Source organism: Methylibium sp. T29, from assembly GCF_000576205.1.
Taxonomy (GTDB): Bacteria; Pseudomonadota; Gammaproteobacteria; order Burkholderiales; family Burkholderiaceae_C; genus Methylibium; species Methylibium petroleiphilum.
Genome location: NZ_AZND01000172.1, coordinates 1 through 7,331, shown reverse-complemented (window position 1 = coordinate 7,331; position 7,331 = coordinate 1). Strand labels below are relative to the sequence as shown.

General features: G+C 66.5%; 4 protein-coding genes and 3 pseudogenes. 5 read left to right on the top strand and 2 right to left on the bottom strand.

Translation table 11 applies throughout. From position 1 onward, the window contains the following. Both x551_RS16265 and x551_RS16260 read left to right on the top strand, forming a co-directional pair. Window positions 1-1,094, top strand: a 1,094-nt coding sequence (locus tag x551_RS16265) for an alcohol dehydrogenase catalytic domain-containing protein (protein ID WP_253950400.1), incomplete at its 5' end; no start/stop codon positions are given. 67 nt (window positions 1,095-1,161) lie between these two features. Continuing rightward, window positions 1,162-3,324 carry a helix-turn-helix domain-containing protein gene (locus tag x551_RS16260; RefSeq protein WP_036232297.1) on the top strand — a complete coding sequence of 721 codons (2,163 nt, stop codon included), beginning with the start codon at window positions 1,162-1,164 and terminating at the stop codon, window positions 3,322-3,324. Between the two features lie 255 nt (window positions 3,325-3,579). On the opposite strand, the pseudogene x551_RS24560 reads toward x551_RS16260, so the two are convergent. Beyond that, window positions 3,580-3,747: pseudogene (locus tag x551_RS24560) on the bottom strand (integrase core domain-containing protein); the annotation flags it as partial. Window positions 3,748-3,881: 134 nt separating this feature from the next. Beyond that, window positions 3,882-5,033 (bottom strand): annotated as a pseudogene (locus x551_RS16255) (IS256 family transposase); the annotation flags it as partial. 107 nt (window positions 5,034-5,140) lie between these two features. On the opposite strand from x551_RS16255, the gene x551_RS16250 reads away from it, so the two are divergent. From x551_RS16250 to x551_RS16240, 3 genes and pseudogenes are all read left to right on the top strand, one after another. Further along, the gene (locus tag x551_RS16250) at window positions 5,141-5,536 is read left to right on the top strand and encodes a transposase (protein WP_051512099.1); all 396 of its coding nucleotides are present in this window, start codon (window positions 5,141-5,143) and stop codon (window positions 5,534-5,536) included. After that, a complete protein-coding gene (gene tnpB / locus x551_RS16245; RefSeq protein WP_036232303.1) occupies window positions 5,533-5,898 on the top strand; it encodes an IS66 family insertion sequence element accessory protein TnpB in 366 nt (121 codons plus the stop codon). The genes x551_RS16250 and tnpB overlap by 4 nt, the downstream gene beginning before the upstream one ends. Before the next feature lie 140 nt (window positions 5,899-6,038). Next, window positions 6,039-7,331, top strand: a pseudogene (locus x551_RS16240) (IS66 family transposase); the annotation flags it as partial.

Below are 7,331 nucleotides of genomic sequence, written 5' to 3'. Positions count from 1 at the left end.
CCCGGGCGTCCCCGGGACACCAGGCCCGCGCGGAGACTGCGTCGACCACCATTCCTATGCGAGCCGTCGTCTACAAGAGTCCTGGGCACGTCGAAGTCAGCGACGTCCCCGAACCGCACATTGTCGAGTCGACCGATGCCATCGTGAAGGTCACGCACACCGGCATCTGCGGCACGGACCTGCACGTGGTGAAGGGCGACTTTCCGGGCATTGCGCCGGGCGCGGTGGTTGGCCACGAGTTCGTGGGTGAGGTCGTGGAGGTCGGTCGTGCAGTGCGCCGCATCCGCCTGGGCGACAAGGTGATGTCTTCGGACTTCACCGCCTGCGGGCAGTGCCGCTGGTGTGATCGCTCCGAACACTGGCAATGCGCCGAACGGGCCTTCTTCGGTACCGGCACCGCGTTCGGTCCCAGTCTGTCCGGAGCGCAGGCGGAGTACGTCCGGGTGCCGTTTGCCGACCGGACGCTGGGCCAGTTGCCGGAGAACTGCGTACCCGAAGCCGCCTTGCTCATGGGCGACAACTTGGCAACCGGTTGGGTTGCGGTCGAGCGTGCCGGCACTGAAGCAGGTGACTGCGTTGTGGTCATAGGCGGCGGCGCAGTAGGTCAACTCGCCGCACTGTCAGCGCAGGTGGCAGGTGCGGGGATTGTCGTGCTAGTCGAGCCCAACGAGACGCGCAAAGCCTTCGCGACGGCCCAGGGATCGATCGCCGTGCACCCGGACGAGGCCGCGGTGCTGGTTCGAAAACTGACGGAGGGAGACGGCGCCGATGTCGTCGTCGAGGCCGTCGGAGGCAACGGCCCACTCGACTTTGCGATGTCGCTTGCACGCGCGCGCGGACGAGTCGTGTCCGTGGGCGCCCATGTGGCAGAGAACTGGGCCTTTCCGGTCGGTCGTGCGTTCAAGGACGAGATGACGCTCAGCTTCGCGATCGGCGACAGCATTCGACTGCGTCGCAAGCTCTTGCGGCTGGTCACCAGCGGAGCCCTCGATCCGACCGTGGTGGTGGACGCTCGCGGTCGCCTGGCCGATGCCCCGAGCCTGTACGAACTGCTTGCCAAGCAGCAGCGCCTGAAGGCAGTGATGACCCCATGATCCGGCGCGCGCGCATCGGCGCAAACTCGGCAATATGGGACGTCGATTCACATCCGAGCCAACGCTGATGGTCAGCGCACTCGCGGCCGTTCTGGAACCGATCGCGACGGCTGCGGCTCGTGGGCAGTACGACCTTCTGCTCGCGGAGGCCGAACGAGCTGTCGCCGAGTTGGCCCCCTCCGCTCGCGGGCTTGTGATTCTGCGCACTGGCGGTGCCTGGTATGCCCCCTCGGCGCTGGAGAATGGCGGCGATACCCTGGGCCTCGACCTTCCGGCTGGACTCGAAACCCAGGAAACGCCCCTGCGGATTGGCAAGGTCGTGTTCGTTCCGGTCGCGCCCGGCGCGCTCGCGCTGCTGATCGAGGGTGACTCCGTCGCGATCGAAGCTTCAGAATCGCTGAGCGTGTTCTGCAAGGTCTTTGCGCTTGCGCTGCAGACCTGCGAGCGTCAGCGCATCGCCGTCCAGAACCTTGATGAGGTACAGGCGCTGCAGCGGGTCGCCACTCGCATGCTCAAGAGTCACGACCTCAGCGAGATACTGCTGCTCATTACGCAGGAAGCCAAGCAGCTCCTTTCGGCGGACATCTGTGGCGTCCTGCTGCGCGAAGACGACAAGATCGTCATGCGCCGCTGCGTAGGCAACCGCTCGCCCGAAACAGCGAATCTGCAGATGGGGCCCGGGCAGGGACTGGCCGGGCTCGTCCTGGAACACCGCAAGCCGGCCTCGGTCGAGGACTACGTCACCAGCGAATCGATCAGTCGTGACTTCTTCCATCTCGCCGAGGCCGAGCTGGTGCGGTCGGCGTTGGCGGCCCCGCTGCTCGGGCGCGACGACATCATTGGTGTGCTGGAAGTATGGCGTCGTCGCCCTTCGACGTTCACGCCACAGGACACGACGCGGCTCACAGCGCTGGCCAACCTGACGTCCATCGCCATCGAGAACGCGGAACTCTACGCCGGGCAACGTCGCATGGTCGACGAGTTGGGGCGCGCGCATGAGGCGCTCAACCAGCGTTTTGACGTCGTGCGCAGCGTCTCGAGTCTCACGCAGACACTCATGCTTCTGCTGTTGCAGGGCGCCGGATTGAATGCCATCGTATCGACGGCGTCCACGACGCTGAAGACGGACGTGGCCGTCATCGACAGGGATGGCACTCTGTTGGCCTGGAGCGGCAGTGACCACGCGCATGGCCTGGTCGATGCGGCGGCCGCCGTGATCGTCGCGCAAGGCGTTGCCAACGCGGCGGTGTCGGTGACGCGGGACGGCCTGTCCTGGCGGGCCCAACCGATCTTCGTCGAGGGAGCGGCGGCGGCCTGGGTCCTCGGAACGCTCGATGATGGGCAGCGGTCAGAGCTCATCGAGTTGACCCTCACGCAAGTTGCCGTGATCGCTGCTCTACAGCGACTGGAACAGCGATCCGCGAGTCGGGCCAGATCGGAGTCGATCGACGCGACGGTGTGGGATTTGTTGCGCGCAGACGAAACCACGCGCGCGGCAGCTATCGACCGCGCGGCCGATCTTAAACTGGATCTCGAAGGCCCGATGCGGCTCTACCTGTGCGAAGTCGGCGCTACGGCACCAGGATCTGCGGAGAGCTCAGGCTCCATCCTTCGGCAGAAGATCACACGTGCGGTGCAGACCATACGTGGCGAGAAGGTACGCGCCATCGCCTTACAAGGCATGTCGATCGCTGTGTTGTGTTCCGACCAAGCGCTCGACGATGCCGAACGCTTTGCGAAGAGCCTGTCAGGAGCCATCAGCGACGGTCTTGGTGGACGCCATGTCGTGGTGGGAGGCAGCAGCCGCTGCCACGTTGCTCGCGCGCTCGCAATCGCTTACAGGGAGGCGCAGATCGCGCTGGACGTCGCGCGGCAGATGGGCAAGACCGGCTCGGTCGTATACGACCGAGCCGGTGTCGTGGGCATGCTGCTGAGCCTGCGGCACGAAGTTGGAATGCGGCGCTTCCTTGAGCTAAACCTCGGCGACTTGCTGAAAGAGAAGGGGAAGCAACGTGATCTGTTTTTGCAGACACTTCGCGTGTACTTCGACGTCAACTGCTCGCACGAGGCGGCTTCGCAGAAACTTGGAGTGCACCGCAAGACAATCGCGCACCGGCTCGGGCGAATCTCCGAATTGACGGGCTTGGATCTGAGCACGCACGACGATCGACTTGTTGCCGACCTTTCTGTCTATGTCTATCAGATGCTAACGGCCCGAGACGGGTCATGATGCAGAGAGCCAGGTGGTCGGTGGGGATGCCGAAGTTGGCGTGAAGTGGACGTGGAAGCGCGGGTGCCGAGCAAGCGAGTTCTTGATGCTCGGGGTCTTGTGCGTCGCGTAGTTGTCCAGCGAGCGAGTTGTCGGTGATCTCGCTGGTGGCCGTCGGCGACGTCTACGTGCACGTGCGCTTGCGCAAGGTGCGCTGCCCCCAGGTTTCGTAACACTTCGATCTACAGCTCGGGCACGGGTGACCCTGGACCCGTTTCAGTACCGCCCTGAAGTAGGAACTTCCGGCTCCTCGGGTATCGCCGATGCGGCCTGCAGGCCGCATCGGCGGGCGAATTCGGCGGGTGTGGCCCACTCGAGCGCTGAGTGGGGCCGAGTCTCGTTGTAGTAGCTGCGCCAGGCCCCGATCTTGGCCTGCGCGGGGGCTGTCAGGATTTCTGTGTGTGAGGCCGTTGGTTGAATTGGCTGTTGGCTGTTGGCTGATTCTTCTTACTGTCTTCAGGCCCCTGCCAGGCCGCCGGAGGCGGCCCGGTTGAGCCATGTATTCATGGTTCAACCCCTCATCGGCCGGCGTGTGCCGCCGCCGTGAATCGCTCTTCGTAGAGTATCGCGAACTGGTTCATCGCCTCGCGCCACTCCTTGGCCGCCCGACCCCAGTCGGCTGTGATGTTGCGCAGCGCCAGCCAGATCAGCTTGGTGGCCGCGTCGTCGCTGGGGAAGTGCCCGCGCGTCTTGATGATCTTGCGCAGCTGGCTGTGCAGGCTCTCGATCGCGTTGGTGGTGTAGACCACGCGCCGCACCGCCGGCGGGAACGCGAAGAACGGGATCACGCGGTCCCAGGCCCGGCGCCAGGACGCCGTGACGGTGGCGTACTTCTGGCCCCAGGGGCCGCGTTCGAACTCGTCCAGGGCCGCGGCCGCCGCCTCGGCGCTGGCGGCCGTGTAGACGGGCTTGAGCGCCGCGGCCAGCAGCTTGCGGTCCTTCCAGCTCGCGTAGTCCAGACTGTTGCGGATCAGGTGCACGATGCAGGTCTGCAGCGTCGTGGCCGGGAACACCGCGCCCAGCGCCTCGCCGATGCCCTTCAGGCCATCGGTCACCGCGATCAGGATGTCGGCCACGCCGCGCGTCTTCAGGTCGTTGAACACCTTCATCCAGAACTTGGCCCCCTCGGTGTTCTCGATCCACAGGCCCAGGATGTCGCGCGTGCCGTCGCTCAGCACGCCCAGCGCCAGGTAGATCGCCTTGTTGCGCACGACGGCGTCCTCGCGGATCTTCACGCGCAGCGCGTCGAAGAACACCACCGGGTACATCGGCTCGAGCGGCCGCGCCTGCCAGGCCGTCACCTCGGCCATCACGGCGTCTGTGACCGAGCTGATGAACTCCGGCGACACCTCGGTGCCGTACTGCTCGGCCAGGAAGCCCTGGATCTCGCGCACCGTCATGCCGCGCGCGTACATGGCCACGATCTTGTCGTCAAAGCCGGTGAAGCGCCGCTCGTGCTTGGGGATGAGCAGCGGCTCGAAGCTGCCCTCCCGGTCGCGCGGCACCTCGATGCGCAGCGGCCCCTCATCGGTCAGCACGGTCTTGGCGCTGGCGCCGTTGCGATGGTTCGCCGCGTCCTCGGGCTTGGCCGCGCCGGGCGGGTAGCCCAGGTGGTGCGACAGCTCACCGCCCAGGGCGCGCTCGATCAGCGCCTTCTTCAGCGCCATCGTCGTAAGCGGGTGACCGAGGCCCTCTGGAAACCGAACCACTGTATGAGCACGATCGCCGATCGTGCTCGCCAAGGGATGGTGTGCACGTAACGCAACAGGTGCACACCATGTCTAAGCAAGACACACAGACCGAACCCCTGCGTCGCCACTACGCGGCGACCTTCAAGCGCGAACTCGTTGAGCGTAGCCTGCGGCCCGGCGCCTCGGTATCGGGGATCGCGCTGGAAAACGGCATCAACGCCAATGTGCTGTTCAGGTGGCGGCGCGAACACCTACGCGCCACGGCGAGCGTGCAGGGCGAGAGCATTGAGCAGGCCGTGCTGCTGCCGGTGAGGTTGGCGGCGACAGTGGCGCCGACCCGGCAGGAGGCGGCGACGCCGCGCTCGCCCACGCCCGCAGGCGTCATCGAGATCGACATTGGCGCTGCGCGCGTGCGTGTGCGCGGCGCCGTTGACGAAGCCAACGTGCGATGCGTGCTGCAGGCGCTGAGGACGATCGCATGATCGGCATGCCCGCCAACACGCGGGTGTGGCTCGCTGCGGGCCACACCGACATGCGCCGTGGCTTCGATGGCCTGGCTGCCATGGTGCAGACCGCACTGGCGGACAACCCGTTCGGAGGCCACGTCTTCGTCTTCCGCGGTCGGCGCGGCGACATCATCAAGTGCCTGTGGTTCGATGGCCAGGGCCTGTGCCTGTTCGCCAAGCGGCTCGAGCGTGGGCGCTTCGTGTGGCCGCAGGCGAGCAGCGGCACGGTCTCGCTGACGCCGGCACAGCTGTCGATGCTGCTGGAGGGCATCGACTGGCGCATGCCCCAACGCACCTGGCAGCCCGAGACGCTGCAGACGCCGCAGATTGCGGCGTGACCACTGGATGAGAATGCCTCCGGTGCGACCCTGATGGCGCACCGTGCGAGGCGGCGGGCACAGTGCTGTTCGTGCCCAGCCTACCCAACACGCCCTTGACCATCGACGCGCTGCTGCGCGTCATCGCCGAGCGCGATGCCGAAGTGGCACTGCTCAAGCTGATGGTCGACAAGCTCAAGCTGCAGCTGGCACGCCGCGTTCGCGAGCAATACGGCGCCTCCAGCGAGCAGCTCGACGCGCAGCTGACGCTGATCACCGCCGAAGCACCGAAGGCTTCGACGAGCGCCGCCGCACAGGCGCCGCGATCAAAGCCGCGCAAGCCGCGGCGCGATCGCAAGCTGCCCGAGCACCTGCCGCGCGAGACGCAGGTCCATTGCCCCAAGGGATATGCGGCCGACACGCCGTGCGGCTGCAGCGAATGCGGCGGCAAGCTGCGCCAGATCGGCGAGGACGTGGCCGAGCAACTGGAATACGTGCCGGGGCGCTTCAAGGTCATCCGCCATGTGCGCCCCAAGCTGGCGTGCACGCGCTGCGAAGGCATCTTCCAGGCGATGGCGCCGAGCCGGCCGATTGCACGCGGCCTGCCCGGGCCGGCGCTGCTGGCGCACGTGATGGTGGCCAAGTACTGCGACCACACGCCCCTGTACCGCCAGAGCCGCATCTATGGGCGCGACGGCGTGGACATCGACCGCTCCACGATGGTGGGCTGGGTGGACCAGGGCGACGAGTTGGTCGAGCCGCTGGCAGCCGCGCTGGGCCGCTACACGCTGGCCGACGGCAAGGTGCACGCCGACGACACGCCGGTGCCGGTGCTCGATCCCGGGCGCGGCCGGACCAAGACCGGCAGGCTGTGGGTGTACGTACGCGACGACCGACCTTGCGGCAGCAGGATGCGCCGGCGGTGTGGTTCCAGTACTCGCCCGATCGTGGCGGCGAGCATCCGCGCGAACACCTCAAGCGCTACCGCGGCATCCTGCAGGCCGATGCGTACTCGGGCTACTCGAAGCTCTTCGACAGCGGCCGCGTCGTGCACGCAGCATGCATGGCCCATGCGAGACGGTACTACTGGGACGTGTACGAGGCGCACAAGCGCGCTCCCGGCTCGGTGGCCGAGCAGGCGCTGCAGCGCATCGCCAAGCTGTACGAGATCGAAGCCGACATCCGCGGCCGACCGCCCGATGAGCGACGGCGAGAACGTCTCGAGCGCGCGGCACCGCTGCTGAAGGATCTGCACGCCTGGTTGAGCGAGACGCTCAGTCGTGTCTCGGCGAAGTCCGATCTGGCGCAGGCCATCGGCTACACCCTCACCCACTGGAAGGCGTTGACGCGCTACTGCGACGACGGGCGCATCGAGATCGACAACAATGCCGCCGAGCGCGCGCTGCGCGGCGTCGGGCTTGGCAGAAATCATGTGAACTGCAGTCTTATGCGAA